27 protein-coding genes are annotated in these 25,823 nt (G+C 65.7%); 14 read left to right on the forward strand and 13 right to left on the reverse strand.

Annotated features, from left to right (window positions below; all coding sequences use genetic code 11):
- Positions 1–99: 99 nt before the first annotated feature.
- Positions 100–1,140, reverse strand: coding sequence for a patatin-like phospholipase family protein (locus ACVWZ5_RS07570; protein ID WP_062574554.1), 1,041 nt, complete (start codon positions 1,138–1,140; stop codon positions 100–102).
- Positions 1,141–1,298: 158 nt separating this feature from the next.
- Between ACVWZ5_RS07570 and ACVWZ5_RS07575 the strand changes: the two genes are divergently transcribed.
- The 3 genes from ACVWZ5_RS07575 (at position 1,299) to ACVWZ5_RS07585 (ending at position 3,241) form a co-directional block, all read left to right on the forward strand.
- Positions 1,299–1,577, forward strand: coding sequence for a hypothetical protein (locus tag ACVWZ5_RS07575; RefSeq protein ID WP_011533120.1), 279 nt, complete (start codon positions 1,299–1,301; stop codon positions 1,575–1,577).
- Positions 1,578–1,591: 14 nt separating this feature from the next.
- Positions 1,592–2,359 (forward strand): CHAD domain-containing protein, encoded by a 768-nt coding sequence (locus tag ACVWZ5_RS07580; protein ID WP_457340512.1) that lies wholly within the window; start codon positions 1,592–1,594, stop codon positions 2,357–2,359.
- A gap of 84 nt (positions 2,360–2,443) precedes the next feature.
- Positions 2,444–3,241, forward strand: coding sequence for an acyl-CoA thioesterase (locus ACVWZ5_RS07585; protein WP_084941451.1), 798 nt, complete (start codon positions 2,444–2,446; stop codon positions 3,239–3,241).
- A 60-nt stretch (positions 3,242–3,301) separates the two neighbouring features.
- Here the strand turns inward: ACVWZ5_RS07585 and ACVWZ5_RS07590 are convergent, their stop codons facing one another.
- The 3 genes from ACVWZ5_RS07590 to ACVWZ5_RS07600 all read right to left on the reverse strand — a co-directional run bounded on the left by ACVWZ5_RS07590 (position 3,302) and on the right by ACVWZ5_RS07600 (position 6,133).
- Positions 3,302–3,670 carry an Mpo1-like protein gene (locus ACVWZ5_RS07590; RefSeq protein WP_062574551.1) on the reverse strand — a complete coding sequence of 123 codons (369 nt, stop codon included), beginning with the start codon at positions 3,668–3,670 and terminating at the stop codon, positions 3,302–3,304.
- Positions 3,671–3,761: 91 nt separating this feature from the next.
- A complete protein-coding gene (locus ACVWZ5_RS07595) occupies positions 3,762–5,240 on the reverse strand; it encodes a methyl-accepting chemotaxis protein (RefSeq protein WP_062574550.1) in 1,479 nt (492 codons plus the stop codon).
- An 86-nt stretch (positions 5,241–5,326) separates the two neighbouring features.
- Positions 5,327–6,133 carry a TatD family hydrolase gene (locus ACVWZ5_RS07600; RefSeq protein WP_457340513.1) on the reverse strand — a complete coding sequence of 269 codons (807 nt, stop codon included), beginning with the start codon at positions 6,131–6,133 and terminating at the stop codon, positions 5,327–5,329.
- Between the two features lie 158 nt (positions 6,134–6,291).
- Here ACVWZ5_RS07600 and ACVWZ5_RS07605 point away from each other — a divergent pair, with 158 nt between their 5' ends.
- From ACVWZ5_RS07605 to greB, 4 genes are all read left to right on the forward strand, one after another.
- Positions 6,292–7,698 carry an MltF family protein gene (locus ACVWZ5_RS07605; protein WP_062574548.1) on the forward strand — a complete coding sequence of 469 codons (1,407 nt, stop codon included), beginning with the start codon at positions 6,292–6,294 and terminating at the stop codon, positions 7,696–7,698.
- Between the two features lie 111 nt (positions 7,699–7,809).
- Positions 7,810–8,244 carry a DoxX family protein gene (locus ACVWZ5_RS07610; RefSeq protein ID WP_301140249.1) on the forward strand — a complete coding sequence of 145 codons (435 nt, stop codon included), beginning with the start codon at positions 7,810–7,812 and terminating at the stop codon, positions 8,242–8,244.
- A gap of 246 nt (positions 8,245–8,490) precedes the next feature.
- Positions 8,491–8,799, forward strand: a complete 309-nt coding sequence (locus ACVWZ5_RS07615) for a hypothetical protein (RefSeq protein ID WP_028692623.1) — start codon at positions 8,491–8,493, stop codon at positions 8,797–8,799.
- A gap of 89 nt (positions 8,800–8,888) precedes the next feature.
- A complete protein-coding gene (gene greB, locus ACVWZ5_RS07620) occupies positions 8,889–9,362 on the forward strand; it encodes a transcription elongation factor GreB (protein ID WP_028692622.1) in 474 nt (157 codons plus the stop codon).
- Between the two features lie 192 nt (positions 9,363–9,554).
- Here the strand turns inward: greB and ACVWZ5_RS07625 are convergent, their stop codons facing one another.
- Together ACVWZ5_RS07625 and ACVWZ5_RS07630 are read right to left on the reverse strand one after the other, a co-directional pair.
- On the reverse strand, positions 9,555–12,062 hold the full coding sequence (locus ACVWZ5_RS07625) for an ABC transporter permease (protein WP_457340514.1): 2,508 nt from the start codon (positions 12,060–12,062) through the stop codon (positions 9,555–9,557).
- The gene (locus ACVWZ5_RS07630) at positions 12,062–12,745 is read right to left on the reverse strand and encodes an ABC transporter ATP-binding protein (RefSeq protein ID WP_457340515.1); all 684 of its coding nucleotides are present in this window, start codon (positions 12,743–12,745) and stop codon (positions 12,062–12,064) included. The genes ACVWZ5_RS07625 and ACVWZ5_RS07630 overlap by 1 nt, the downstream gene beginning before the upstream one ends.
- Positions 12,746–12,755: 10 nt before the next feature.
- Between ACVWZ5_RS07630 and ACVWZ5_RS07635 the strand changes: the two genes are divergently transcribed.
- From ACVWZ5_RS07635 to ACVWZ5_RS07645, 3 genes are all read left to right on the forward strand, one after another.
- Complete coding sequence (locus ACVWZ5_RS07635; protein ID WP_280071169.1) at positions 12,756–13,361, forward strand: arylesterase; 606 nt, start codon at positions 12,756–12,758, stop codon at positions 13,359–13,361.
- Positions 13,362–13,419: 58 nt separating this feature from the next.
- Positions 13,420–13,701 carry a hypothetical protein gene (locus ACVWZ5_RS07640; RefSeq protein WP_028692618.1) on the forward strand — a complete coding sequence of 94 codons (282 nt, stop codon included), beginning with the start codon at positions 13,420–13,422 and terminating at the stop codon, positions 13,699–13,701.
- A gap of 94 nt (positions 13,702–13,795) precedes the next feature.
- Positions 13,796–14,770 carry a L,D-transpeptidase family protein gene (locus ACVWZ5_RS07645; RefSeq protein ID WP_028692617.1) on the forward strand — a complete coding sequence of 325 codons (975 nt, stop codon included), beginning with the start codon at positions 13,796–13,798 and terminating at the stop codon, positions 14,768–14,770.
- A gap of 230 nt (positions 14,771–15,000) precedes the next feature.
- On the opposite strand, the gene oprI is transcribed toward ACVWZ5_RS07645, so the two are convergent.
- Complete coding sequence (gene oprI / locus ACVWZ5_RS07650; protein ID WP_003259780.1) at positions 15,001–15,252, reverse strand: outer membrane lipoprotei OprI; 252 nt, start codon at positions 15,250–15,252, stop codon at positions 15,001–15,003.
- Between the two features lie 633 nt (positions 15,253–15,885).
- Here oprI and ACVWZ5_RS07655 point away from each other — a divergent pair.
- On the forward strand, positions 15,886–16,167 hold the full coding sequence (locus ACVWZ5_RS07655; RefSeq protein ID WP_028692616.1) for a GNAT family N-acetyltransferase: 282 nt from the start codon (positions 15,886–15,888) through the stop codon (positions 16,165–16,167).
- 58 nt (positions 16,168–16,225) lie between these two features.
- Here ACVWZ5_RS07655 and ACVWZ5_RS07660 read toward each other — a convergent pair whose 3' ends face one another.
- Entirely contained in the window at positions 16,226–17,302 is a 1,077-nt protein-coding gene (locus ACVWZ5_RS07660; RefSeq protein ID WP_028692615.1) for a 3-deoxy-7-phosphoheptulonate synthase, read from the reverse strand.
- A 263-nt stretch (positions 17,303–17,565) separates the two neighbouring features.
- On the opposite strand from ACVWZ5_RS07660, the gene ACVWZ5_RS07665 reads away from it, so the two are divergent.
- The 3 genes from ACVWZ5_RS07665 (at position 17,566) to cysB (ending at position 20,223) form a co-directional block, all read left to right on the forward strand.
- Positions 17,566–18,528 (forward strand): putative 2-dehydropantoate 2-reductase, encoded by a 963-nt coding sequence (locus ACVWZ5_RS07665; protein WP_084941456.1) that lies wholly within the window; start codon positions 17,566–17,568, stop codon positions 18,526–18,528.
- Between the two features lie 95 nt (positions 18,529–18,623).
- The gene (locus tag ACVWZ5_RS07670) at positions 18,624–19,121 is read left to right on the forward strand and encodes a universal stress protein (RefSeq protein WP_028692613.1); all 498 of its coding nucleotides are present in this window, start codon (positions 18,624–18,626) and stop codon (positions 19,119–19,121) included.
- 127 nt (positions 19,122–19,248) lie between these two features.
- Complete coding sequence (cysB, locus tag ACVWZ5_RS07675; protein ID WP_011533140.1) at positions 19,249–20,223, forward strand: HTH-type transcriptional regulator CysB; 975 nt, start codon at positions 19,249–19,251, stop codon at positions 20,221–20,223.
- A 37-nt stretch (positions 20,224–20,260) separates the two neighbouring features.
- Here cysB and ACVWZ5_RS07680 read toward each other — a convergent pair whose 3' ends face one another.
- The 5 genes from ACVWZ5_RS07680 to rloA all read right to left on the reverse strand — a co-directional run bounded on the left by ACVWZ5_RS07680 (position 20,261) and on the right by rloA (position 25,676).
- Entirely contained in the window at positions 20,261–20,995 is a 735-nt protein-coding gene (locus ACVWZ5_RS07680; protein WP_457340516.1) for a phosphoadenylyl-sulfate reductase, read from the reverse strand.
- Positions 20,996–21,108: 113 nt separating this feature from the next.
- Positions 21,109–22,452 carry an aminodeoxychorismate synthase component I gene (pabB, locus tag ACVWZ5_RS07685; RefSeq protein WP_457340517.1) on the reverse strand — a complete coding sequence of 448 codons (1,344 nt, stop codon included), beginning with the start codon at positions 22,450–22,452 and terminating at the stop codon, positions 21,109–21,111.
- 166 nt (positions 22,453–22,618) lie between these two features.
- Positions 22,619–23,599 carry an alpha-L-glutamate ligase-like protein gene (locus ACVWZ5_RS07690; protein ID WP_028692610.1) on the reverse strand — a complete coding sequence of 327 codons (981 nt, stop codon included), beginning with the start codon at positions 23,597–23,599 and terminating at the stop codon, positions 22,619–22,621.
- Positions 23,599–25,134, reverse strand: coding sequence for an osmotic stress tolerance membrane protein RloB (gene rloB / locus ACVWZ5_RS07695; protein WP_062359491.1), 1,536 nt, complete (start codon positions 25,132–25,134; stop codon positions 23,599–23,601). The genes ACVWZ5_RS07690 and rloB overlap by 1 nt, the downstream gene beginning before the upstream one ends.
- Positions 25,135–25,139: 5 nt before the next feature.
- A complete protein-coding gene (gene rloA, locus ACVWZ5_RS07700) occupies positions 25,140–25,676 on the reverse strand; it encodes a retropepsin-like aspartic peptidase RloA (RefSeq protein ID WP_028692608.1) in 537 nt (178 codons plus the stop codon).
- Positions 25,677–25,823: the final 147 nt, after the last annotated feature.

Consider the following 25,823-nt stretch of genomic DNA (forward strand, 5'->3'; position numbering starts at 1 on the left):
CTGATCACGAAACAGGCCGCACATGCGGCCTGTTTCGTTTCCAATGACCAAGACCTTCGCATATCTCCCACAGGGGCTGCACGCGGCCTGAAGAGAGACCTACCGCCGAACCCCCTCATGATTGTCCAGCGTATCCCGGGCAATCTCCCGTCCCAGGGCGATCAGCTCCGGTGCCTTGTAGAACTCGAAGAACCGGCACACGCGCTTGGGCACGTTGATCAGTACATCCGGCGGGTAGCCGGCGATCTTGTATTGCGCCAGTGACGTCTGCATCACCTCGAAGCTCTGGTTGATCAGGTCGAGCAGGGAGGCGGGGCCGACGTTGTCGACGATGAACGAACCCGTGGCCGATTTCGGCGCCCCCTCGCTCTGCGGCGCGGCCGCCGGCTGCTGGCCCTCGGGGGCGGCGCTTTCAGCGAGCCACGGGTTGGGGCTGGCCAGCCCCTCGGCAGTGATTTCCTGCTCCAGGCGGATCAGTTGCTCGGCCGGCTTGCGGCGAAACGGCAGGCGCGAGCCGAGCGAACTGATCAAGGCATCGAAGCGCATCTTGAACGCCGCCGGGCGTTCGATCACCGGCAGTTGGTACTGCTTCTGGTTGGTGGCGTTGAGGTTGACGGCGATGATCAGGTCGCAATGGCTGGACACCACCGGCACGATCGGCAGCGGGTTGAGGATGCCGCCATCGACCAGCGTGCGGTTGCCTTGCACCACCGGGGTGAACAGGCTGGGAATGGCCGCCGAGGCGCGCATGGCCTGGTGCAGGCAGCCCTCCTGGAACCAGATCTCCTGCTGGTTGGTGAGGTCGGTGGCGACCGCGGTGTAGGGGATGCGCAACTGCTCGATGTTGATCTCGCCAACGATCTTGCGGATCTGCCCGAACACCTTGTCGCCACGGATCGCCCCCAGGCGAAAGCTGACATCCACCAGGCGCAGCACGTCGAGGTAGTCCAGGCTCTCGATCCAGCTGCGGTATTCGTCGAGTTTGCCGGCGGCGTAGATACCGCCGATCACTGCGCCCATCGAGCAGCCAGCGATGCAGCCGATCTCATAGCCGCGCCGTTCGATCTCCTCGATCACGCCGATGTGCGCGTACCCTCGGGCACCACCGGAGCCCAGCACCAATGCCACGCGTTTGCCCATGACCTTTTCCCCCGCAGCTGTGCCACCATGGTCCAACAATGCACCCATTGCCACCTGTGCTTCAATGTAGTCCGCGCTGGACTACGCTGAGCAGGGCACTTTTCGTTTGCTTTGCCGTCGAACGGCCACCTTAGTTTTTCACCCTTGAGGTATTACCGATGAAAGCCTGGATCACCCTTCCTCTGATTGCCCTGGCCCTGGTCGGCTGCGCGGGCAAGACGGCCTATCGCGACAGTTGCGCGACCCAGCTCGATGCCGCCTGGAAGGAATTGGACCTGGCCAAGGCCGAAGGCTTTGCCGGCACCGTGAGTTATTCCAAGGCGCTGTCGCTGTTGACCGGCGCCAAGACCCAGCAGCAGTTCGAAGGTTTCGAAGGCTGCACCCGCAAGGCCGAGAAGGCCCGTTTCTACATTCGTGAATCCCGCGCCGGGCGTTGATCGAGGAGCTGCCCATGTCCGCCATGCTCGATCATGTGGTCGGCCAGATCCTGGCGCTGCAGGTGCGCCTGCTGGCCTGCCGCGAACGCCTGGCCGCCGACACCGACCGCGAGGCGTTGCACGATCTGCGCATCACCTTGCGGCGTCTGCGCAGCCTGCTGCGGCCGTTGCGTGGCTTGCCAGGCGTCGAACAGCTCGAGCAGGCGGCTGGGGCGCTGGGCACGCTGACCACGCCGCTGCGTGACCGCGAGGTGCTGGCGGCGCAACTGATCGGCCGTGGGCGCGCGCAGGCAGGCCAGCGTCGCCAGGAGGGCAGGGCGCGCACCTATGCCAGTGTCGCGGCCAGTGCCCAGCTCATTCGCGTGCTGGCGATTCTCGATGCCTTCCCGATGTTCCTGCGTGCTGCTGGCCGTGAGGGGTTGGCGCAGAAGCTGGGGCAGCGCATCGACAAGCGCCTGCACAAGCAATGGCACAAGCTGCAGGCGGCCCTGTCGGACCCTGGCCACGACCGCCACCGCCTGCGCCTGCTGATCAAGCGGGTGCGCTATGGTGATCAGGCCTACCCGCAACTCGAACACGCCGGCAGCAAGCTGCAGCGACTGCTCAAGGCGGCCCAGGGTGACCTGGGTGACTGGCACGACCGTGTGCAGTGGTTGCTGCAGGTGCGCGAGCACAGCGACCTGCTCGGCTGCAAGGTGGCCTGGGAGCATGAGCTGCATGCTGCCGAGGCGCGTTCCGACCTCACCCTCGAAGCGCTGCAAAAGGCTCTGGCGCGCCGTTAGTCCTGGCAAATGACCGATATGCGGGCTGTGGCTGGCGTGATCGCTGGTTACTATCCGTTCTTTTTTGCGCAGGAGCCCTGGCACATGAACTTCACAGAATTGCTGACTGCCGCCCGCACACACCCCGAGGCGATCAGCGTACCCGCCGGCTGGGCCCAGGGACGCGCGGTGTTCGGCGGCCTGATGGCGGCGATGGTGCACGAAGCGATGCGCCAGAAGCTGGGCGACGACCGCCCGGTGCGTTCGCTGGCCATCACCTTCGTCGGCCCCGCGGCGCCGGATATGCCGATCAGCCTGGAGGTGGAGGTGCTGCGCGAGGGCAAGGCGGTCAGCACCTTGCTGGGGCGCGCCGTGCAGGATGGCCAGGTGGTGACCCTGGTGCAGGGCAGCTTCGGTGCTGGTCGCCCTTCGGTGGTGGCGGTCGACGCGCCTGCCGCGATGCCGATGAAGCCGCTGCAGGAGGCGGCGCCGGAGTTGCCCTTTATCAAGGGCATTACACCGGCGTTCATGCAGCATGTGGCGTTTCGCTGGGCGGTGGGCGGCCTGCCGTTCAGTGGCAACGACTCGCGCCATATGGGGGGCTGGGTACGCCTGCGCGATGTCGCCGAGGAGCCGGTCGGGGTGGCGCACCTGCTGGCATTGGTCGATGCCTGGCCGCCCAGCCTGCTGCCGTACCTCAAGCAGCCCGCCGCGGGCAGCACGCTGACCTGGACCATCGAGTTCGTGCAGCCCGCGCCGCAGCTGTCGACCCTCGACTGGTGCCGCTATGTGGTCGAGACCGAGTATGCCCGGGATGGCTATGGTCATGCGGCCGCGGCATTGTGGACGGCTGAAGGGGAGTTGCTGGCGTTGAGCCGGCAGACGGTGACCGTGTTCGCTTGAGCCATCTTCATCAAGCCAATCGCGGGGCAAGCCCGCTCCCACGCCGGGTGATGTTTTCAGTCAGTGGCGGTGCTTGTGGCGTTCGCGCCAGGCTCGCCACCAGGCACCGCTCAGCACGAAGCGCGGGAAGGTGATGAACTGCTCGGTGAGCAGTCGCTGCACGGCGTCCTTGCGACCACTGAACGGCTCGGGTTGCTCATCTTCCAGACGGTGCCCCTGACGTTGCAGGCCCAGCCCGGCCACCAGGGCGATGATGCCCACGGCGATCTGCGACAGGTCCAGTCCAAACAGCCCCGACAACACCAGCAGCGCGCCCAGGATGAACAGCGGCACGGCGATCAGGTGCAGCACCAGATTGGCGGGGTGGCGATGGTTGTGGTGATAGCCGCGCCATTGCCAGGCGGGCAGGTTGGGCAGTCGTTTGCTCATGGACAGATCCTCTGGGGCCTGTCCAAAGCTTAGTGCGGCCCCCGGGCGGGGGCCAATCGAGGTTGGCTATGGTGGCCATAGCCGGGGCGGGTCACAGCTTGAGCTGGCCGATCGCCTTGTTCAGCTCGCCGGCGAGGGTCGCCAGCTCGCTGCTGGTGGTGGCCGAGCCGACGGTCTGCTGCACGGTCTCCTCGGTCACGTCGCGGATACTGACCACGGCGCGGTTCATCTCCTCGGCCACCTGGCTCTGCTGCTCGGCAGCCACGGCGATCTGGGTGTTGCTTTCGCGCATCTGTGCCACGGCGCTGGTGATCTCGGCCAGGGCCTCGCCGGCCTCGCGGGCCTGCTTGACGCAATCGTCGGCCTTGAACGAGCTTTCCTGCATGAAATCCACCGCGTCGCGGGTGCCGGCCTGCAGGTCGGCGACCATGGTGGTGATCTCGTCGGTGGAGGTCTGCACGCGCTTGGCGAGGTTGCGCACCTCGTCGGCGACCACGGCAAAGCCCCGGCCCAGGTCACCGGCCCGGGCCGCCTCGATGGCGGCGTTGAGGGCGAGCAGGTTGGTCTGTTCGGCGATGCTGTGGATGACGCCGACCACGCCGTTGATCTTCTGGCTGTCGTCGGCCAGTTGGCGGATCATCTCGGCGGTCTGCTGCACACCGCTGGAGAGCCCGGCAATCGAGTCCTGCACGCGGCTGACCACGGCCTGGCCGCTGCCGGCCAGGGTGTCGGCGGTCTGCGACAGGTCGCGGGTGGCGCCGGCATGCTGGGCGATATGGTGGACAGTGGCGGTCATTTCGTTGATGGCGGTGGCGGCCTGGTCGGTCTCGCTTTGCTGGCCGATCATGCCGTGGCGCACTTCATCCATGCTGCCGGCCAGACGCGCGGCGCCGGAGTCCAGCTGCGCGGCGGTGCGCGCCACGGTGCTGACCACGCGGTGGTAGGTGGTCTGCATGGCGTTGAACGCGCCGGCCATCTGCCCGACTTCGTCGCCGCAGGCCAGGGGCACCCGGGCCGAGAGGTCGCCGGTCTTCTCCACGTGCAGCATCACATCCTTGAGGGTGTTGAGCTGGCTGAGCAGGAAACGGATCAACAACTGTGAAGCGCAGAGCATCGCCAGCATGAGGATCAGCACGCACACGGCGTAGTTGCTGAAGCGATCGAAATAGACCTGGCGCAGGCTCGGCGACTGGGCGATTACCGCGAGCTGCTGGTCGCCCCGGCGCAGCACCTGGGCGCCACGCAGCGGGTTGTCGCCGAGGATCCAGGCACCGGACAGTTCGACCCAGCCCTGGCCATCGCGCAGGGCCTCGAGGGGGGCGCCGGCGAACTGCGGCGTTTGCCCATTGCGCCAGGTGATCAGGTTGGCCTGGGTGGGCAGGGCCTGCCCGGCGGGCCATGCCGCCAGCAGTTCGGCCTGGGCCTGGGCTTGCGCCTGGGCGCCGGTGGCGCGGGCCTGTTGCTCCAGGTACACCGCGTAGAGCACCAGCAGCAGGGTGGTGACGAAGGCCACGGCATTGACGGCCCAGAACTTGTATTTGAGGGAAACGTTGCTAAGCCAGGCACCCATGGTAGGTCTTCTCTGAGTTGGCGGAAACATTATTGGCAAGGTGCCATCATTGTGCCCGCCAACGCCAGGGGCCTTGTTGATATGCGTCAAGAAACCTCAGGCAGGCCAAAGAACGCGCGGGCGCAGGCGCTGGTGTGGGCGGCGGTGTGCGCTGCGGTTTCATGGCGATGCAGGGCTACCTCGCGCAGCACCTCGGGCAGGAAGGCCGGCTCGTTGCGGCCGTTCTTCGGCTTGGGCCGCAGGCTGCGGGGCAGCAGATAGGGCGCATCGCTTTCGAGCATCAGGCGGCCCTCGGGGATGTTGCCGACCAGGGGGTGCAGGTGGGTACCGCGGCGCTCGTCGCAGATCCAGCCGGTGATGCCGATGTGCAGGTCCTGGTCGAGGTAGGCGAACAGTGCCTGGCGCTCGCCGGTGAAGCAGTGCACCACGGCGGCGGGCAACTGGTCGCGGTAGTCCTTGAGGATTGCCAGCAGGCGCTCGCTGGCCTCACGCTCGTGGAGGAACACTGGCAGGCGCAGCTCGACCGCCAGCGCCAGCTGCGCTTCCAGGGCCTTTTCCTGGGCCGGGCGCGGGGAAAAGTCGCGATTGAAGTCCAGGCCGCATTCGCCCACGGCCACCACCCGTGGCTGGGCAAGCAGTTCACGCAGTTGGCGTTCGCTGCCGCTGTTCCAGTGGCTGGCGTCGTGAGGGTGCACGCCGGCGGTACTGAACAGGCGCTGGCCGGGCTCGTCCAGGCGCTGGCACAGCTCCAGGGTCTCGGCGCTGACCTCCAGGCTGGTGCCGGTAAGGACCATCTGTGCCACGCCGGCCTCCACGGCGCGCTCGACGATGGCGGCCTGCTGGTCGTGGAAACTGCTGTTGGTCAGGTTGACGCCGATATCGATCAGTTGCATGGTGCTACCTCGTGCCGCGGGGCGGCCAGCATAGCAAAAACCGGGATATCGAGAAAAAACCCAGAACTTCAAACGTTTGCCGTGGTCTGTTGCGGTCATTTGTCACGGATCGATCACAGCACCATGGTGCCCGCCAACCGCTCTCGGACCCTTTTCCCATGTTGCGAACCTTTTTGACGTGCCTGTTGCTGTCCGGGCTGCTGACCGCCGGGCCGGTCGCTGCCGGCGAAGCCGGGCCGCAGCAGCATGTGCCGGCCAGCCAGGCGCGCGACCTGGCGCAGATCCGCTCGAGCAAGGTGCTGCGGGTGCTGGTCAACCAGAGCCGCAATAGCTCCGGCGAGGTCAAGGGCGAGCCGGTGGGCGTCGAGTACTATCGCTTGCGCGCCCTGGAGCACGCCCTCAATGCCCGGGTCGCCGACGGCCAGGAAATCACCCTGAAGATCATCCCCCGCGCCAAGGAGCAGCTGCTCGCGGCATTGCAGCGGGGTGAGGGCGATCTTGCCGCCCCCGGCGAGCTGCTCGACCCGAGCGTGGTGCGCGGTGTCGGCGTCAGCGCCCCGGTGGTCGACCAGGTGCCGCTGCAACTGGTCGGGCGCAAGGGTGAGCGCGGCTACAGCCGCCCCGAGCAGTTGTCCGGGCGCACCGTCGCCCTGACCACGGCCAGTGCCGCGGGCGCGGCGATCCAGGCGATCAACCAGCGGCTGGCCTTGCGCAAGCGGGCACCGATCAAGGTGGAGTGGGTCGACCCGACGCTGGCGGTGGAGGATGTGCTGGAAATGGTTCAGGCCGGTATCTACCCGCTGACAGTAGTTGAGCGGCCGATCGCCCAGCGCTGGGCGCGGGTGATGCCGCGTCTGCGGGTGGACAGCAAGCTGCAGTTGGCCCAGCCCCAGGCCATGCGCTGGTATGTGCGCCAGGACGCACCGGTGCTGCAGGCGGCGGTGGATCGTTTCCTCGCCACCTATCGCGCGCCGGACAACCAGGACGCGGCCTTCGAGCGCATCTACCGGCGCCAGTACAGGGTGCACAACCCGCTGGCCCGCCGGGACCGCCAGCGTCTGGAGTCGGTGCGCCCGGTGCTGCAGAAGCACGGTGGCGACCAACAGTTCGACTGGCTCAACCTGGCCGCCCTGGCGTTCAAGGAGTCGACCCTCGATCCCAAGGCGCGCGGCACCGGTGGCGCCCACGGGCTGATGCAGATCACCCCTTCTGCGGCCCAGCGGGTGGGAGTGAGCAACACCGCCACGCTGGACGGCAATGTCCAGGCCAGCGCCCGTTACCTGGCGCTGATCCGCCGCAAGTTCTTTGCCAGCCCCCAGCTCAACGAGCGTGAGCGCATGGCGTTTATCCTGGCCGCCTACAACCTCGGGCCGGAGCGGGTCCAGGCCATGCGTGCCGAGGCCCGGCGGCGTGGGCTCAATGGCAACCAGTGGTTCTTCCAGACCGAGCGCATCGCGATGGAGCAGGTGGGCATGGGGCCGGTGAACTTCGTCAACAGCGTCAACAAGTACTTCCTCGCGTTCAACCGCGAGCGAGCTTCCCTGGAGCGTGTGGCGAAGCGCTAGATAAATCCAATAATTCGATAGATTATACGCGATTATTGCGATTTTATTATTCGATGATTTGATTAAGATGGCGCTCATCCAACACACACCTGCTCAAACAAGGAAGCAAACATGAACAACTCCCTCAAAGCCCTGTTCACCACCCGCGCCGGTTATGGCCTGAGCGTCGTGCGTATCCTGATCGGCGTCATCTTCATGGCCCACGGCGCGCAGAAACTGTTCGGCCTGTTCGGCGGCTACGGCCTGGAAGGCACCGGCCAGTGGATGGAAAGCATCGGCCTGGCCCCAGGCTACCTGATGGCCCTGCTGTCCGGCAGCGCCGAGTTCTTCGGCGGCCTGGCCCTGGTGGTCGGCCTGCTGGCCCGCCCGGCGGCGCTGGCGCTGAGCGTGACCCTGGTGGTGGCGATCTTCTCGGTGCATATCGGCAACGGGCTGTTCATGTCCAACAACGGTTACGAGTTCGCCCTGGCGCTGATGGCCGGTACCGTGGCGGTGCTGATCGAGGGCGCGGGCCGGCTGTCGCTGGACCGCCTGATCGCACGCTGATCGTCAATCGCGGGGCCAGCCCGCTCCCACGAAGCGTGTGGGAGCGGGCTGGCCCCGCGATTGCTTTTGCGCAAGCGCTTGTAACTTCAAGCGTCTGCCTCTAGCATACCGATTGCGCCGATTTAAACAGCTACTTGCGGGGCGCAGGAGAGGCCCTGACGGGTCATCCGAAATACCGCTAAAGCGCTGGTTCGGTGACGCCTCCCACCGCTGCCCAGCGGGAACAGCGAGGCGGAGAGAGACTCCATGAGTTGCCCACGTACCAGTGTCTGCTTGACCCCCCTGGCCAAGAACCAGGCTTCCCGTACCCCGCGCATCCTGCTCGGCGGCCAGCATCAACCCACGCTTTTGCGCAATCTCGATGGCTTTTCCCGACGCAAGGGCCAGGCCTGTGCCTTCCTTATCCAGTTCTCCGACAGCTGTGAACAGCTCGACCAGTACGGCAACGACCGCTTCGACCTGGCCGTGATCCAGGCGCCTGAGGCCGAAGTGGCCGCCGAGGTTATCGGCCAGCTCACCCGCATTGCCCGCCAGGGCCTGATTACCCGCCGTTGAGCGGCGTGTCGCGTCCAGCCGTTTTTCGCTAAGCTCGGTCTCCCGGTGGGCGCCTGTCGTCCGCCGCGGATGCACTGAGGAGACAGTCGTTGAGCACCAACATCATCACCATCGAAGGCCATGCAGCGCTGAAGCAGGAGCTTGATCACCTGTGGCGGGTCTATCGCCCGGAGATCACCCAGAAGGTCACCTGGGCGGCCTCGCTGGGCGATCGCAGCGAGAACGCCGACTACCAGTACAACAAGAAGCTGCTGCGCGAGATCGACCGCCGCGTGCGCTACCTGCGCAAGCGCCTCGAAGACGTCAAGGTCGTCGAGTACTCGCCCCAGCAGGAAGGCAAGGTGTTCTTCGGTGCCTGGGTGGAAATCGAGAACGATGACGGCGAGCAGCTGCGTTTTCGCATCGTCGGCTATGACGAGATCCACGGGCGCAACGACTACATCTCCATCGACTCGCCCATGGCCCGGGCCTTGCTCAAGAAGGAGGAGGGCGACGAGGTGGTGGTGCACACGCCCACCGGTGAGGCGACCTGGTATGTGAACAGCATCCGCTACAACCTCTAGCAGGCGCAGAACTCAAGGCCATACTCGATCCCTGTAGGAGCGGCCTTGTGTCGCGAAAGGGCCGCATAGCGGCCCCGGGATATCAGCATCAAGGCAACGATTGCTGGGGCCGCTGCGCGGCCCTTTCGCGACACAAGGCCGCTCCTACAGGGAAAAGCGCAAACCCTCGATCATTCGCAATGCTTCATTTCTTCACCCCTCGCGCAACACCGCCAACGGACTGGCATTGAGCGCGCGACGTGTACCGATCACCCCGGCTCCGCCCACCAGCACCGTCCCGGCCAGTGGTAGCGCCAGCAGCCACGGATGGGGTGCCCAGTGCAGGTCGAAGGCATAGCGGTACAGCGCCCAGGTGATCAGCTCGCAACCCAGTGCCGCGAGCACGCCGCTTGCCGCGCCGAGCAGGCCGAACTCGATGCGCCTAGCCTTGACCAGCAGCTGGCGCGCCGCCCCCAGCGCCCGCAGCAGGGCGCCCTGGCGGATGCGCTCGTCGAGGGTTGCCTGCAGGCCGGCGAACAGCACCGCCAGCCCAGCCGCCAGCACGAACAGCAGCACGTACTCCACCGCCAGGGTGACCTGGGCGAGGATGCTGCGCAGTTGCGCCAGCAACGCGTCGACCTGCAGCACGGTCACCGCCGGGAACGCGCGGGACAGCGCGACGATCTCCTGGTCGTGGCCCGGTGCCAGATAGAAGCTGGTGAGGTAGGTGGTGGGCAGGCCTTGTAGCGTTCCTGGCTGGAAGATCATGTAGAAGTTGGGCTGGAAACTGTCCCAGTGCACGCTGCGCAGGCTGCTGACCCGGGCCTGGCGCTGCTGGCCGCCGATGTCGAATGTCAGCAGGTCACCCAGTTGCAGGTGCAGGCTCTGCGCCAGTTCCGCCTCCACGGAAACCCCAGGCACGTCATCGCTGGCGGGCGCCTGTTGCCACCATTGGCCCGCGCTCAGGGCGTTGCCCTGGGGCAGCTCGGCGGCCCAGGTCAGGCTGAGGTCGCGCTGGATGGCGCGCTCGCCGGTGGAGTCCTTGCTGACCAGCTGGCGCACCGGCTGCTCGTTGATATGGGTCAGGCGGCCAGGGATCACCGGGTACAGCGGTGCGGCGGTGGCGTTGATCTGGGCCAGGCGCTCGGCGAACGGCTGGCGCTCGTCGGGCAGGATGTTCAAGGCGAAATGGTTGGGTGCGTCCTTGGGCAACTGCGCCTGCCAGGTGTCGAGCAGTTCCGCCCGCAACAGGGCGACCAGGCCCATGGCCAGGAGGATCAGGCCGAAGGCCAGGGCCTGGCCGGCGGCGGCCAGCGGGTGGCGCAGCAACTGCCCGAGCCCCAGGCGCCAGGCCAGCGGCGCGCCGGCCAGCAGCCGGCGCAAGCTGCGCAGGCCGAGCAACAGCAATCCACCTAGCAGCAAGGCGGCGATCAGCCCGCCGCCGAGCAGGGCGAAGGTCAGCAGCAGGTCCAGGCTCAGGCGCCACATGATCAGGCCCAGGGCGAGCAGGGCGGCGCCGTACACCAGCCAGCTGCTCGGTGGCAGCGGCAGCAGGTCGCGGCGCAAGACCCGCAGCGGCGGCACGCGACCAAGGGCCGCCAGCGGCGGCAGGGCGAAGCCGGCCAGGGCCACCAGCCCGGTGCTGATGCCGGCCAGCGCCGGGGTGAGGCCGCCGGGTGGCACCTGGCTGGGTAGCAAGCCTTCCAGCAGACGGAACAGCCCAAGCTGCGCCAGCCACCCGAGCAGGGCGCCGGCCAGCGCGGCGATGCCGCCGAGCATGGCCAGTTGCAGGCTGAAGAGAGCGAGGGCCTGATGGCGGGACAATCCCAGGCAGCGCAGCAGGGCGCTGGCGTCCAGGCGCCGCGCGGCGTAGCGGCTGGCCGAGAGGGCCACGGCGACGCCGGCCAGCAGCACCGCCACCAGGCTGGCCATGTTCAGGTAGCGTTCGGCCTTGCCCAGGGCGCCGCCGATCTGCCGGTTGCCGTCACGGGTGTCGAGCAGGCGCTGGTTGGCTGCCAGGTTTTTTTCCGCTGTTTGCCGGTACTGTTGCAGGGCGTCGAGATCGCCGCGCCACAGGTCGCGGTAGCTGACCCGGCTGCCGGGCTGAATCACGCCCGTGGCGTCGAGGTCGGCGAGGTTCATCAGCACCCGTGGCGTGAGGCTGTAGAAATTGTTGGCGCGGTCGGGTTCGTAGGTCAGTACGCGGCTCATGCGCAGCGTCTTCATGCCCACGTCGATGCTGTCGCCGATGGCCAGGCCCAGCGCCGCGAGCAGGCGCGGCTCGACCCAGGCCTCGCCCGGCGCGGGGCCGCCGCCAGGCGTTTCCTCGGCGTAGGGCGCTGCCGCGCTGCGCAGCTGGCCGCGCAGGGGATAGGCGGGGTCGGCGGCCTTGATGCTGGACAGCTGGATGCCGCTTTCGCCGCCGACCACGCTGGTGAATTCCACTACCCGCGCATGGCCCAGGCCCAGCGCCGTGCCTTCGGCGATCTGCTGCGCGCTGGGCGGGGCGCTGCCCTGCAGGACCAGGTCGGCGCCGAGGAACTCGCTGGCGCGCAGTTGCATGGCACCGTTGAGGCGGGCGCCGAAGTAGCCGATGGCGGTACTGGCCGCCACTGCCACGAGCAAGGCAAAGAACAGCACGCGCACTTCGCTGGCGCGGGCATCACGCAGTAGCTGGCGTAGGGCCAGGACACACAGTCGCGGGAGCGATAGGCGAGTCATCAGGGCTCCAGGGGCGCGACCAGGCGACCGGCATCCAGGCGGATCAGGCGGCGGCAGCGCTTGGCCAGGCGCTCGTCGTGGGTCACCAGCACCAGGGTGGTGCCGCGCTCCTGGTTCAGTTCGAACAACAGGTCGCTGATGCGCTCGCCGGTATGGCTGTCGAGGTTGCCGGTGGGCTCATCGGCGAACAGCACCGCCGGCTGCGCGGCGAAGGCGCGGGCGATTGCCACCCGCTGCTGCTCGCCGCCGGAGAGCTGGCGCGGGGTGTGGCTCAGGCGCTTGCCCAGGCCGACCCGCTCGAGCAGGTCGCGGGCGTGCTCGCGGGCATCGCGCCGACCGTCGAGCTCCAGCGGCAGCATGACGTTCTCCAGGGCGTTGAGGCTGTCGAGCAACTGGAACGACTGGAACACGAAGCCCACGTGCTCGGCGCGCACCCGGGCGCGCTGGTCCTCGTCGAGTGGGCCGAGGTCGTGGCCGGCGAGGATCATCTTGCCGGCGCTGGGCCGGTCGAGTCCAGCGAGCAAGCCCAGCAGCGTGGACTTGCCGGAGCCGGAGGCACCGACGATGGCCAGGCTGTCGCCCTGGGCGAGATCGAGGGAGAGGGCGTGGAGGATGGTCAGGTCGCCTTCCGCGCTGGGGACCACTTTGCTAAGGTTCTGCGCAACGAGAATGCTGGGGCCCATGGAGAATCCGATGCGAATGTGGTGGTTGAGTGCCGGCCTGGCCCTGTGTTGCCTGGCCCAGGGCGCGGCGGCGGGAACGCTGCTTGTCGTCGGTGATAGTATCAGCGCCGGTTTTGGCCTGGATACCCGCCAGGGGTGGGTCAGCCTGCTGCAACAGCAGCTGAAGAAGGAGGGTTTCGACGATCAGGTGGTCAATGCCTCGATCAGCGGCGACACCAGCGCAGGTGGCCAGGCGCGGCTGCCGGCGCTGCTTGCGGCGCACAAGCCGGACCTGGTGGTGCTGGAGCTTGGAGGCAACGACGGCCTGCGCGGGCAGTCGCCGCAACAATTGCAACAGAATCTTGCCGCGATGATCGACCAGTCCCGCCAGGCCGGTGCCAAGGTGGTGCTGTTGGGCATGCGCCTGCCGCCGAACTACGGCGTGCGCTACACCAGTGCGTTCGCCCAGGTCTATGAGCAGCTGGCCGCCGATAAAAAGGTACCGCTGGTGCCGTTCTTCCTCGATGGCGTGGGCGGGGTGCCGGAGTTGATGCAGGCCGATGGCATCCATCCGGCGGCGGCCGCCCAGCAACGCCTGCTGGAAAATGCCTGGCCGACGATAAAACCCTTGCTGTGACGCTTTTATCGGGGGCCGCTTTCGGCTAATGTTGCGCCCCCCGTTTCGAGTGCCCCCGATGCCGCGCCCCGCCTGGTCCCTGTACGCCTACCAACTGATCGAGCCCGATGAGCAGCTCGACCTGTTTGCCTGCCAGGAAGTGCGCATCCACCTGGCCGCCCGCCAGCTCGAACTGGGCGTGCCGGTCGACCGTACCTTGTGCGGTGGCCTGCTGCCGGCGCAGCCGCGCTGGTCGGGGGTGGAGCGGGCGATCTACCGCGACGAGCGCCTGTGCCCGCTGTGCCGGGCGATCCTCGATGCCCAGCGGCGCGGCATGCGCCCGGTGTGGCCGGAACTCTGAGCGCCTTTCATCATCTGAAACGCATGCGCCTCCCGCTCGTTTCGGCGCGGGTGTACAATCGTTTTCTTGACTGATCTTTCGAAGGATTTCCCGGATGTTGCCGCGCTTTCCCGCCGTCACCCGTAGCCTGACCCTGGCCGCCATGCTGGCGACAGGCCCCGCTGTTGCGCTGGAACTGCCGTTGCCACCTCCCGGTGAAGACGTCGTCGGCCAGGTTCATACCATCAAGGCCAAGTACGAGGACACCTTCGCCGACATCGGCACCGCCAATGACCTCGGCTACCTCGAGATGATCGCCGCCAACCCGGGCGTCGACCCCTGGCTGCCAGGCGCCGGCACCGAGATCGTCCTGCCTACCCGCTACATCTTGCCGCCGGGCCCGCGTGAGGGCATCGTCATCAACCTGGCCGAGTACCGCCTGTACTACTACCCGAAAGGGCAGAACGTGGTACACACTTTCCCGCTGGGCATCGGTCGCGAGGGCTGGGGTTCGCCGATCGCCAACACCAAGATCACCGCCAAGACGCCGAACCCGACCTGGACACCGCCGGCCTCGATCCGCGCCGAGCACGCTGCCGATGGCGACATCCTGCCGGCCGTGGTGCCGGCCGGGCCGGACAACCCGCTGGGCCCATTCAAGTTCACCCTGGGGGTGCCGGGTTACCTGATCCATGGCTCGAACAAGAAGTTCGGCATTGGCATGCGTACCAGTCACGGTTGCTTCCGCATGCTCAACAACAACGTCCTGACCTTGTCGAAGATGGTCCCTGTGGGCACGCCGGTGCGCATCATCAACGAGCCCTACAAGTTTGGCATCAGCGCCGGCAAGGTCTACCTCGAGGCGCACACGCCGCTGGACGACCACGGCAACCCGTCGGTGGTCGACAAGCACACTGCGGTCATCAACGCCTTGCTCAAGCGTGAAGACCTGGCCAACAACTTGCGCATGAACTGGGACATGGTTCGCGATGTGGTGGCGGCCGAAGACGGCATGCCAGTCGAAATTGCCGTGCCGGTCAATGGCTCGAGTGCGCCGATGGTGTCGAGCATTCCGCCAGAACTGCAGTAAGCGATTGCCCGCTGGCAACTAGCAGTGCACTTTGGGGCCGCCTTGCGGCCCATCGCGGGACACGCCCGCTCCTGCAGGTACGGCGAACGCCATGCCTTTGGGTGCAGGGTTGTCCCGCGATGGGTCGCAAGGCGGCCCCAGTTGTTTGGCTGGCATCGCCTGCTTTTCTCCCAGGCAATAAAAAAGCCGACCCACAAGTGGGTCGGCTCCATAACAATCCGTGAGGATTATTACTTGCGGCTGGCTTTGTCCAGCATACGCAGAGCGCGCTCGTTGGCTTCGTCAGCGGTCTGCTGAGCCTTCTGAGCAGCTGCCAGAGCGTCGTCAGCTTTGCGGTAGGCTTCGTCTGCACGAGCCTGGGCGCGAGCTGCTGCGTCTTCGGTAGCAGTCAGGCGAGCTTCGGTTTCTTTGGATACGCTGCTGCAACCGGTAGCCAGAACTGCGGCCAGAGCCAGAGCAGAGAATTTCAGAACGTTGTTCATCGTGTTCCCCTTCAAGGACTTTCTATTAAATAGCCATCTCTCGGAAAAGAGAAACTGGCCGGCGTACATAGTACCCATTACTTGTAGTAAGTAAACTGACTGAGCGCAAGAACTGCAAAAAAAATGCTCTGGACGGCCCCGGCGACGGGGTTTGTAAACAAAGTGTGAAAATCCTGGGCAGCGTTCGCAAGCGATTGTAGTACAGGAACTTTTTGTTGAACTAAGGGTGACTTTAACTGTCCACGAGCGTCATAGCCCAAGAACATCCGGTTGCTGTTGCCGGGCCTCGGGCGGGTGGCTGTCAGTATTTTCATTCTGCGCAGCTTGAGCATTCTCGCTGGCGCCGCCTACTATTTGAGGGGGCCTCGACGCAGAACGATCCCAGTCGGGCTGCTGTCCAAGGGGCAACAGGTGGCGTAGGCTTTGTGCGAAAAGTCGCCGAGCGGCGATCAGGCAAGGCGAAAACAGGCGAGGAAGCGCAGTTTACGGGTTGTAAATGAGCATTCCGAGCCTGTTTTCAACGCAGCATGATCGTCGCGCAGGCACTTTTCGCGCAAAGCCTGGAGGTTCCTCCGCCGGATAAACCATATCGGTAAGGTAAGGGTCTGCCGACAAGACCTGCGAGGAGTAGTGATGAGCGAAACGCTGACCATCCACCATGACCAGGCCGGTCATCAGTTCGAGACCACCGTGGACGGTCACCGGGCCTATCTGACGTACATGGACCTGGGCAAGCAGACGCTGGACATCTATCGCACCTTCGTCCCCAATGCCCTGCGCGGTCGCGGGATCGCCGCGGCGCTCACCGAGCAGGCCTTGGCCTATGCCGAGCAGATGGGCTATACCGTGATTCCCTCTTGCTCTTACGTCGAGCGCTATATGGAGCGCCAGCAGCGCCACTCGAGCAAGGTCTGAACGGCCGTACACATGAAAAACGCCGGGCATTGCCCGGCGTTTTCGTTTGCGCAGGATTTCAGCCGCGCTGGCGCTTGGGCAGCACGTCCTTGAGCTTGGCGTGCATGCTGCGCAGGGTCTTCTCGGTGGCCGCCCAGTCGATGCAGGCATCGGTGACCGACACGCCGTATTGCAGCTCGTCGAGGTTCTTCGGAATAGCCTGGCAGCCCCAGTTCAGGTGACTCTCGACCATCAGGCCGATGATCGACTGGTTGCCTTCGAGGATCTGGTTGGCGACGTTCTCCATGACCAGGGGTTGCAGGGCCGGGTCCTTGTTGGAGTTGGCGTGGCTGCAGTCGACCATGATGTTGGGCTTGATCTTGGCCTTGACCAGGTCCTGCTCGCACAGGGCAACGCTGACCGAGTCGTAGTTGGGCTTGCCGTTGCCGCCGCGCAGTACCACGTGGCCGTAGGCGTTGCCCTTGGTAGTGACGATGGACACGCCGCCTTCCTGGTTGATGCCCAGGAAACGGTGCGGCTTGGACACCGACTGCAGGGCGTTGATGGCCACGGTCAGGCCGCCATCGGTGCCGTTCTTGAAGCCGACCGCCGAGGACAGGCCCGAGGCCATCTCGCGGTGGGTCTGGGATTCGGTGGTGCGGGCGCCGATGGCCGACCAGCTGATCAGGTCCTGCAGGTACTGCGGGGAGATCGGGTCAAGCGCTTCGGTGGCGGTGGGGAGGCCCTTCTCGGCCAGGTCCAGCAGCAGTTGGCGACCAATGTGCAGGCCGTCCTGGATCTTGAACGAGTCGTCCAGGTACGGGTCGTTGATCAGGCCTTTCCAGCCGACGGTGGTTCGCGGCTTCTCGAAGTACACGCGCATGACCAGGTACAGGGTGTCGGACACTTCCTCGGCCAGTACTTTCAGGCGCTCGGCATACTCGTGGGCGGCCTTGATGTCGTGGATCGAGCAGGGGCCGACCACCACGAACAGGCGATGGTCCTTGCCGTCGAGGATGTTGCGCACCACTTCGCGGCCGGCAGTCACGGTCTGCAGGGCCTTGGCGCTGAGGGGGATTTCCTTCTTGAGCTGATCGGGGGTGATCAAGGTCTCGTTGGAGGCAACGTTAAGGTCATCGATCGGTAAATCAGCCATCGTGTTACTCGTCAGGTCACGGGTGCCGGCCGCCAGCGTTCCCCGTGCGGCCCAGCAGCAGATTATTCGCAGCGGGGAGGCCGAACCTTAGCGCGTTAGCAGGGGGCGCGACAATGGGCTGGGGCCCGTCGATACGGGGTTTTTACCCATCAGACGGCATTTGCGGGCAAGCGCCGCGCCTTATGGGGAGGATTTGGCCGCGATGGCCGGCACGCGGGTATAGTGGCTGACTCACAATAATGACTCTCGACCAGGAGCACGGCATGGCGTCCCTTGACCCTCGCATTGGCAATCCCCGCATCGGTATCATCGGCAGCGGCGCAATCGGTGGCTTCTACGGCCTGATGCTGGCCCGTGCCGGCTTCGACGTGCACTTCCTGCTGCGCAGCGAATACCAGGCCGTGCGCGAGCAGGGGCTGCGCCTGGACAGCGCGGTGCATGGCCAGTTGCACATGCCGGTGCAGGCGTACGCCCGTGCCGCCGACATGCCGCCCTGCGACTGGCTGCTGGTGGGGGCCAAGGCCACCAGCAACGCGGAGCTGGCGCCCTTGATCGTGCAGGCAGCAGCGCCCGAAGCCCGGGTGGTGTTGCTGCAGAACGGCCTTGGGGTCGAGGAGCAGTTGCGCCCGGCCTTGCGCCCGGACCTGCACCTGCTCGGCGGCCTGTGCTTCATCTGCGTCAATCGCGAGGGTCCCGGAGAAATCCGCCACCAGTCGCTGGGCGCGGTGAACCTGGGCTATCACAGTGGCCCGGCGCAGGGCGGCGGGGCCGCCGTGGTGGAGGAGGGCGCCGGGCTGTTCCGGGCCGCGGGCATCGACTCCCAGGCCATGGCCGACCTCGACCAGGCGCGCTGGCAGAAACTGGTGTGGAACGTGCCCTACAACGGCCTTTCGGTGTTGCTGCAGGCCAGCACCACGCCCTTGATGGGCGATGCCGACAGCCGCGCGCTGATCCAGGCGCTGATGGCCGAAGTGGTGGCGGGCGCCAAGGCCTGTGGCCGCGAGCTGCCGGCGGGCTATGCCGAGCACCTGTTCCGCATTACCGAGAAGATGCCCGACTACTGGCCGAGCATGTACCACGACCATGTCCAGCAGCGGCCCCTGGAGCTGCAGGCGATCTATGCCGAGCCCCTGGCTCGGGCCCGCGCGGCCGGTTGCGCGCTGCCGCGCATGGAGGCGTTGTACCAGGCACTGGCGTTCATCGACCGGCGTAGCCGGCAGGCCTGAAGCCCGCGGCGGCTGCACGCCCGATGGCCAGGCGACCGCCGAAGGCGCTGCTAAGCTCAAGCTTGCTCTGCCGTCGCGGCAGTCGAGGAGGTCGAATGATCCGTTCCATGCTGTTTGCCACTGACCTCGGTGTCTATGCGCCCTTCGTCATGCAGCACGCCCTGGCCCTGGCGCGGACCTTCAACGCAGAGCTGTATGTGATCCACGCCGTGGAGCCCATGGGGCAGTTCGCCGAATCGCTGCTGCAGAGCTACCTCGACGAGCAGACCCTCGACGCGCTGCACAGCGAGGGCGTAAACACGGTCATGGCCAATATCGAGCAGCGGGTGCTGGAGAACTTTCGCGACGAGATGACCGAACCGGCCGACCTGGCATTGATCCGCGCGGTGCGGGTGCGCCAGGGCGATCCGGCCCAGGTGATCCTCGAGCAGGCCCAGCGGTTGTCGGTCGACTTGCTGATCTTCGGTAGCCACAGCGCCGGCGCGGGAGTGGATGTGCCGATCGGTCGCACGGCGGTGCGGCTGCTGCAGTTGTCACCGGTGCCGGTGTACATGGTGCCGCTGGCTCACCATCTTGGGCGTAGGAAATCATGAGCCTAGCGGTAGGACTTTTTCCGGCGAACGTAACAAAATAGTTCTAGATTTATTTATCAAGCCACTAATATAGTTATAACTCGTCGCTGCCGGCGCGCCGGTGACCTACCGCCTTTGAGGGATATCTATGAAGCTTCAGCAACTGCGCTACATCTGGGAAGTGGCGCACCATGACCTCAACGTTTCCGCGACGGCGCAGAGTCTGTACACCTCCCAACCGGGTATCAGCAAGCAGATCCGCCTGCTCGAGGATGAGCTGGGCGTCGAGGTCTTCGCCCGCAGCGGCAAGCACCTGACCCGCGTCACCCCGGCTGGCGAGCGCATCATCAACACCGCCGGCGAGATCCTGCGCAAGGTCGAGAGCATCAAGCAGATTGCCCAGGAATTCTCCAACGAGAAGAAGGGCACCCTGTCGATCGCCACCACCCACACCCAGGCGCGCTACGCGCTGCCGCCGGTGATCAGCAACTTCATCAAGCAGTACCCGGAAGTCGCCCTGCACATGCACCAGGGCTCGCCGATGCAGATCGCCGAGATGGCGGCCGACGGCACCGTCGACTTCGCCATCGCCACCGAGGCGCTGGAGTTGTTCGGCGACCTGATCATGATGCCGTGCTACAAGTGGAACCGCTGCGTGGTGGTGCCCCAGGGCCATCCGCTGACCAAGCTGCCGAAGCTGACCCTGGAAGCGGTGGCCGAGTACCCGATCGTCACCTACGTGTTCGGCTTCACCGGTCGCTCCAAGCTTGACGAGGCGTTCAATCACCGTGGCCTGACGCCGAAGGTGGTGTTCACCGCCGCCGACGCCGACGTGATCAAGACCTATGTGCGTCTGGGTCTGGGCGTGGGCATCGTGGCCAAGATGGCGGTGGACCCGAAGCTCGACAGCGACCTGGTGTGCCTGGACGCCAGCGAGCTGTTCGAGGCCAGCATCACCAAGATCGGCTTCCGTCGCGGCACCTTCCTGCGCGGTTTCATGTGCGACTTCATCGAGAAGTTCGCGCCGCACCTGACCCGTGAGGTGATGGCCAAGGCGATCCAGTGCCATAACAAGCAGGAGCTCGAAGAGCTGTTCGAAGGGGTCGAACTGCCGGTGCACTGATCTGAAATAGCGGGGCCGCTTTGCGGCCCCCGCTATTTCAAGCCTTGCTGATCAGGTTGCCGGCATGCAACCCGCACTCCTTCTGCGTCGACTCTTCCCACCACCAACGCCCTTCGCGCTCGTGCTGGTTCGGCAGCACCGGTCGGGTGCACGGCTCGCAACCGATGCTGATGAAGCCGCGCTCATGCAGGCTGTTGTAGGGCAGCTCGAGCATGCGGATGTAGCCCCAGACTTCCTCGCTGGTCATCTGCGCCAGCGGGTTGAACTTGTACAGGGTGCGCTCCGGGGTGGAGAAGGCGCTGTCGATCTCCAGGGCAGCCACCTGGCTGCGGGTACCGGGGCTCTGGTCGCGGCGCTGGCCGGTGGCCCAGGCGCTGACGGTGGCCAGCTTGCGGCGCAGCGGCTCGATCTTGCGGATGCCGCAGCACTCGCCGTGGCCGTCCTTGTAGAAGCTGAACAGGCCTTTTTCCTTGACGAACGGGTCGAGCTTTTCGCGATCCGGGCTGAGGATCTCGATGGGCAGGTTGTACTGCTCGCGTACCTGGTCGATGAACCGGTAGGTTTCCGGGTGCAGGCGGCCGGTGTCGAGGCTGAACACCTTGACCTGCTTGTTCAGTTTCCAGGCCATGTCCACCAGCACCACATCCTCGGCGCCGCTGAAGGAGATGCACAGGTCGTCGCCAAAATGCTCGAAGGCGAGCTTGAGGATCTCCTGCGGGGACTTGCTGGCATAGGTCGCGGCCAGGGCGGCGACGTCGAAGGGTTGGCTCATCAGGCGGTTTCCATCGGTTGAGTGGCGCTGTGCGCTCGTAGTGGTCAGATGGTAACAAAAAATGGCGGGGCAGACGCCTGGCGATCGCGGGGCAAGCCCGCTCCCACCGAGTCTTACAAGGCCTGCAGCGTTTCCATCAGCACCCGCACCTTTGCGATCGACTCCTCGTACTCGGCCTGCCAGTCCGAGTCGGCCACCACCGCGCCGCCGCCCCAGCAACTGACCTGGCCATCCTTGACCAGCAGGCTGCGGATGGCGATGGAGCTGTCCATCTCGCCGCGCACGTCGACATACAGCAGCGAGCCGCAGTACAGCGCCCGGCGCGCCGGCTCCAGCTCGTCGATGATCTGCATGGCGCGGATCTTCGGCGCGCCGGTGATCGAACCGCCGGGGAAGCTGCCGGCGATCAGGTCCAGGGCGTCCTTGCCGGCAGCCAGGCGGCCGACCACGCTGCTGACCAGGTGATGAACGTTGGGGTAGCTCTCCAGGCTGAACAGCTCCGGTACCTTCACCGAGCCGGTCTGGCAGGTGCGGCCGATGTCGTTGCGCAGCAAGTCGACGATCATCAGGTTTTCCGAGCGGTCCTTGGGGCTGGCCAGCAGCTCGGCGGCGTTGCGTGCGTCCTCCACCGGGTCGGCGGCGCGCGGGCGGGTGCCCTTGATCGGACGGGTCTCGACCTCGCCCTGGCAGACACGGATGAAGCGCTCGGGGGAGAAGCTCAGCAGCGCCGTGCCTTCATCCAGCTGCTGGTAACCGGAGAACGGCGTCGGGCAGGCAGCGCGCAGGGCCTGGTAGGCGCGCCACGGGTCGCCCTGGCAGGGGGCGCGAAAGCGCTGGGTGAGGTTGATCTGGTAGCAGTCGCCGGCCTGGATGTAGCGCTGCACCTGGTCGAACGCCGCCCGATACTGCTCGGGGTGAAGATCGCCGGTCATGGGGGCGAGCAGGTGGAAGTCGCCGGTGTCGCCCGGGGTGCTGGCGTCGAACAGCGCGATGAGCCGTTGCCGTTCGGTCTGTGGCAGGCTTGGGTGAAAGACCAGTTGGCTCCTGCCCAGCCGATGGTCGGACACCAGCGCCCAGGCATACAGCCCCAGCCGGGCATCGGGCAGGCCGAGGTCGTCGACCGCGTGTGTCGGCAACTGCTCCAGGCGCCGGCCGAAGTCGTAGCTCAGGTAGCCGATCAGGCCGCCGGCGAACGGCAGCTCGATGCCCTCGGGCAATTGTGCCGTCCCCAGGTCGGCCAGGGCCTGGCGTAGCCGCTGCAGGTAGTCGCGACCGTCTTCCTCGGGATTTGCCTGCAACTGCTGCAACGGCCAGGCGCTGAGCAGGTCGTAGCGACCGCGTTCGGCACCCGGGCGGGCGCTGTCGAGCAGGATCGCACCGGGCGCGCGGCGCAGGCGTTCGAAGTAGAAGGCGGGGTCGGGCTGGTAAGGCAGGGGGTGGAGCGTACAGGTCGGCATCAGGATGGACGGCGATGAACAAGCGAGGTGGGCGATTGTAGACCCGTGGGGGAAATGCGCCTAGCGCTGGCAGCGACATTCATCGTCCGGTTCTGCGCAGTTCCCCTGTAGGAGCGGCCTTGTGTCGCGAAAGGGCCGCTCCTACAGGGATTGCGCAGGGCCTGGGCTATAGCGGATTGACGTGTCCGAACAAGCCCTGCGAGACCTTCACGCGCTGCTCGGCATCCTCGCTGCGACCTTCCTTGGCCAGCATCTCCAGGTGCGCCTCGATGGCGTGGGTGCGCTGGGTCAGGCCGCAGTCGTTGGCGATCTGGATGTTCAGGCCGGGGCGGGCGTTGAGCTCGAGGATCAGCGGGCCCTTGTCCTGGTCCAGAACCATGTCCACGCCGATGTAGCCCAGGCCGCACAGCTCGTAGCAGCTGGCGGCAAGCTTCATGAAGCCGTCCCAGTTCGGCAACTGCACGCCGTCCACCGCGTTGGTGGTGTCCGGGTGCTTGCTGATGATCTTGTTCAGCCAGGTGCCGCGCAGGGTGAGGCCGGTGGCCAGGTCAACGCCCACGCCGATGGCGCCCTGGTGCAGGTTGGCCTTGCCGCCGGACTGGCGGGTCGGCAGGCGCAGCATGGCCATCACCGGGTAGCCCATCAGCACGATGATGCGGATGTCCGGCACGCCTTCGTAGCTGATGCTCTTGAAGATCTGGTCCGGGGTGACCCGGTACTCGATCAGCGCGCGGTCGCGGTGCCCGCCCAGCGAGTACAGGCCGGTAAGGATGCTGGAGATCTGGTGCTCGATCTCCTCGTGGCTGATGATCTTGCCGGAGACCGTGCGGTAGCGGTCCTCGAAGCGGTCGGCGATCACCAGGATGCCGTCACCGCCGGCGCCCTGGGCCGGCTTGATGACGAAGTCGCTGCGCCCGCCGATGATCTCGTCGAGTTTCTCGATCTGCTTCTCGGTCTCGATGATGCCGTACATCTCCGGTACATGGATGCCGGCCGCCAGGGCACGCTCCTTGGTGATGATCTTGTCGTCGACGATCGGGTACAGGTGGCGCTTGTTGTACTTCAGCACGTAGTCCGCGTTGCGCCGGTTGATACCCATGATGCCCCGGGCCTCCAGGGCTTTCCACGTCTTGATCAGGCCGAACATCAGGCGTCAGCCTTCTTCAGGAATGCCTTGAAGCGTACGAGCTCGGTCAGGCGGTAGCCGCGGTAGCGACCCATCGCCAGCATGAAGCCCACCAGGATCAGCAGTACCGCCGGGAAGGTGAAGACGAAGTACACCGCTTCCGGCACGGTCATCAGCAGGTGCGCGATGGAGGCGGCGAACAGGGTGCCAACGGCCACTTTCATGGCATGGCCGCCGCCACGCTCTTCCCAGGTGATCGACAGGCGTTCGATGGTCATGGTCAGGATCACCATCGGGAACAGTGCCACCGACAGGCCGCGCTCCAGGCCCAGCTTGTGGCTGAACAGGCTGATGGCGGCGATCAGCACCACGACGAAGGTCAGTACCACCGACAGGCGCGGCAGCATCTGCAGCTTGAGATGCTCAAGGTACGAGCGCAGCGACAGGCCCAGGGCGGTGATCACCGTGAACAGGATGATGCCGAAGCCCAGCTGGGTCTCGCGGAAGGCCAGGGCGATCAGCACCGGGGTGAAGGTACCCAGGGTCTGGATGCCGATCAGGTTGCGCAGCACCAGGATCACCAGCACGCCGATCGGGATCATCACCATGATCATGAAGGTCTGCTGGGTCTGCAGCGGCAGGCCGTACAGCGAGTATTCGAGGAAGTCGGCGTCGGTGTTCTCGTCGGTCAGCTTGGCCAGGCGGATGGCGTTCATCTCGCTGTTGTTCATGCTGAAGGTGACGGTGGCCTTCTTGCCGCCATCGACGGTGATCAGGTTGTCGTCACCGGTCCACCACAGCAGGCGGTCGCTGGGCAGGCCCTGCTCGCCGGTCTCCGGGTTGAAGTACAGCCAGTCGTTGCCGTTGAAGCTGCGCAGCCACAGTTCGGGGCTCTGCGGGGTGTCGGCCACCAGGCGGATGGTGTGAACCTTCTCCAGCGGCACGTGGGCGATGGACAGCAGCAGGTCGATGACCTGGGCCTTCTTCAGCGGTGAGTTGTCGCCGGCCAGCAGCAGCTTGGCGTTGTCGTCGTTGACATTGTTGACACGCTTGATGGTCTCGCTGACGAAGGTCTCGACGTCGGCCGAGTGCTGGCGGATCGGTGCCATCAGCGCTTCGGCGGCGATCTTCTCCGGGCCCTCGACGGCCAGGCTGTCGCGGAAGGTCGGGCCCTTGATCTTGGTCTTTTCGTTGCTGTAGCGCTTGGTCAGCACCAGGCGGTAGTAGAGGGTCTGGTTGCCGCTGGCGCGACGGGCCGACCAGGTCACCTTGCGGTTGCCGTCGGCGCGGTTGACGCTGACCCCGTAGTTGTTGGAGATGAAGCTCTCGTTGAGGCTCACGTAGTCACGGTTCAGCGGGGGCACGAACATCTGCACCTTGACCGGATCCTTGGCGCTGGCGACGAACTCGACCTTGGCGTCGATGTTCCACAGGTCGTCGGTCTCATCCTCGGTCACCGGGATGCCGAGGGCGAAGATCTGGTAGGCCGTGATCGCGATGCCCAGCAGCACCAGGACGGTGATCAGGACTTTCAGGTGAAGGGTAAGAGAGCGCATCGGAATTACTCTGCTTTGGGAGCTTCGGTGGCGCAGGCAGGTTTGCCGGCCGCGTATTTAAGGCTTGGGTCGACCAGCGCACCGAAGTGCTTGAGGGCCTCGGAACCGATCAGCAGCGGGAACTGGAAGGCGCTGCGGTCGGTGAGGTTGACCTCGATGGTACGTTGCGTCTGGCCCATGCAGATCTCGAGTTCGATGACCGGGCGGGCAGTGTAGGCCTTGCCCGAGTCGGCATCATAGTCCCCGGCGCGGCGCTTGATCTTGCTGACGCGGGCCAGGGGGCGTTCGATGGGGTGCTTGTGCGCGGCGTCGATGGCCAGGTAGAAGCGCACCCAGCTCTCGCCGTTGCGCTTGAAACGCTTGATGTCGCGGGCGCTGAGCGAGGCGGTCTTGGCGCCGGTGTCGAGCTTGGCAGCCACTTCCAGGTCAAGGTCGCCCAGGCGGGCGTATTCGTTCAGGCCGTACACGGTTTTCTCGGCCGCGGGCGCGAGCGCCGGCAGCAGGGTCAGGCAGAGCAGCAATAAAGCGGGTTTGAGTCTCATAATCCTGGCGCGGTGCTGTGCAGGTTTCAGGGCAAGGCGACTGGCCAAGCGTCCTCATTGATCTGTCAACAACATGAAATGATGACAGACACACTATCCATGCTCCCGAAGGAGCGCGGCATTCTATCACGCTGATGTCTTGACGCC

The sequence above is a fragment of the Pseudomonas sp. TE6283 genome (assembly GCF_054060555.1).

What these genes read in the sequence shown, in the direction of transcription:
- ACVWZ5_RS07645 (WP_028692617.1), top strand. Translation starts at nt 13,796, where the DNA reads ATGTTGCCGCGCTTTCCCGCCGTCACCCGTAGCCTGACCCTGGCCGCC.
- ACVWZ5_RS07615 (WP_028692623.1), top strand. Translation starts at nt 8,491, where the DNA reads ATGAGTTGCCCACGTACCAGTGTCTGCTTGACCCCCCTGGCCAAGAAC.
- ACVWZ5_RS07655 (WP_028692616.1), top strand. Translation starts at nt 15,886, where the DNA reads ATGAGCGAAACGCTGACCATCCACCATGACCAGGCCGGTCATCAGTTC.
- ACVWZ5_RS07600 (WP_457340513.1), bottom strand. Translation starts at nt 6,133, where the DNA reads ATGCAACTGATCGATATCGGCGTCAACCTGACCAACAGCAGTTTCCAC.
- ACVWZ5_RS07610 (WP_301140249.1), top strand. Translation starts at nt 7,810, where the DNA reads ATGAACAACTCCCTCAAAGCCCTGTTCACCACCCGCGCCGGTTATGGC.
- ACVWZ5_RS07630 (WP_457340515.1), bottom strand. Translation starts at nt 12,745, where the DNA reads ATGGGCCCCAGCATTCTCGTTGCGCAGAACCTTAGCAAAGTGGTCCCC.
- ACVWZ5_RS07590 (WP_062574551.1), bottom strand. Translation starts at nt 3,670, where the DNA reads ATGAGCAAACGACTGCCCAACCTGCCCGCCTGGCAATGGCGCGGCTAT.
- ACVWZ5_RS07690 (WP_028692610.1), bottom strand. Translation starts at nt 23,599, where the DNA reads ATGTTCGGCCTGATCAAGACGTGGAAAGCCCTGGAGGCCCGGGGCATC.
- ACVWZ5_RS07665 (WP_084941456.1), top strand. Translation starts at nt 17,566, where the DNA reads ATGGCGTCCCTTGACCCTCGCATTGGCAATCCCCGCATCGGTATCATC.
- ACVWZ5_RS07585 (WP_084941451.1), top strand. Translation starts at nt 2,444, where the DNA reads ATGAACTTCACAGAATTGCTGACTGCCGCCCGCACACACCCCGAGGCG.
- ACVWZ5_RS07635 (WP_280071169.1), top strand. Translation starts at nt 12,756, where the DNA reads ATGCGAATGTGGTGGTTGAGTGCCGGCCTGGCCCTGTGTTGCCTGGCC.
- cysB (WP_011533140.1), top strand. Translation starts at nt 19,249, where the DNA reads ATGAAGCTTCAGCAACTGCGCTACATCTGGGAAGTGGCGCACCATGAC.
- ACVWZ5_RS07575 (WP_011533120.1), top strand. Translation starts at nt 1,299, where the DNA reads ATGAAAGCCTGGATCACCCTTCCTCTGATTGCCCTGGCCCTGGTCGGC.
- ACVWZ5_RS07660 (WP_028692615.1), bottom strand. Translation starts at nt 17,302, where the DNA reads ATGGCTGATTTACCGATCGATGACCTTAACGTTGCCTCCAACGAGACC.
- oprI (WP_003259780.1), bottom strand. Translation starts at nt 15,252, where the DNA reads ATGAACAACGTTCTGAAATTCTCTGCTCTGGCTCTGGCCGCAGTTCTG.
- rloB (WP_062359491.1), bottom strand. Translation starts at nt 25,134, where the DNA reads ATGCGCTCTCTTACCCTTCACCTGAAAGTCCTGATCACCGTCCTGGTG.
- ACVWZ5_RS07625 (WP_457340514.1), bottom strand. Translation starts at nt 12,062, where the DNA reads ATGACTCGCCTATCGCTCCCGCGACTGTGTGTCCTGGCCCTACGCCAG.
- ACVWZ5_RS07580 (WP_457340512.1), top strand. Translation starts at nt 1,592, where the DNA reads ATGTCCGCCATGCTCGATCATGTGGTCGGCCAGATCCTGGCGCTGCAG.
- pabB (WP_457340517.1), bottom strand. Translation starts at nt 22,452, where the DNA reads ATGCCGACCTGTACGCTCCACCCCCTGCCTTACCAGCCCGACCCCGCC.
- ACVWZ5_RS07605 (WP_062574548.1), top strand. Translation starts at nt 6,292, where the DNA reads ATGTTGCGAACCTTTTTGACGTGCCTGTTGCTGTCCGGGCTGCTGACC.
- ACVWZ5_RS07570 (WP_062574554.1), bottom strand. Translation starts at nt 1,140, where the DNA reads ATGGGCAAACGCGTGGCATTGGTGCTGGGCTCCGGTGGTGCCCGAGGG.
- ACVWZ5_RS07640 (WP_028692618.1), top strand. Translation starts at nt 13,420, where the DNA reads ATGCCGCGCCCCGCCTGGTCCCTGTACGCCTACCAACTGATCGAGCCC.
- ACVWZ5_RS07670 (WP_028692613.1), top strand. Translation starts at nt 18,624, where the DNA reads ATGATCCGTTCCATGCTGTTTGCCACTGACCTCGGTGTCTATGCGCCC.
- ACVWZ5_RS07595 (WP_062574550.1), bottom strand. Translation starts at nt 5,240, where the DNA reads ATGGGTGCCTGGCTTAGCAACGTTTCCCTCAAATACAAGTTCTGGGCC.
- ACVWZ5_RS07680 (WP_457340516.1), bottom strand. Translation starts at nt 20,995, where the DNA reads ATGAGCCAACCCTTCGACGTCGCCGCCCTGGCCGCGACCTATGCCAGC.
- rloA (WP_028692608.1), bottom strand. Translation starts at nt 25,676, where the DNA reads ATGAGACTCAAACCCGCTTTATTGCTGCTCTGCCTGACCCTGCTGCCG.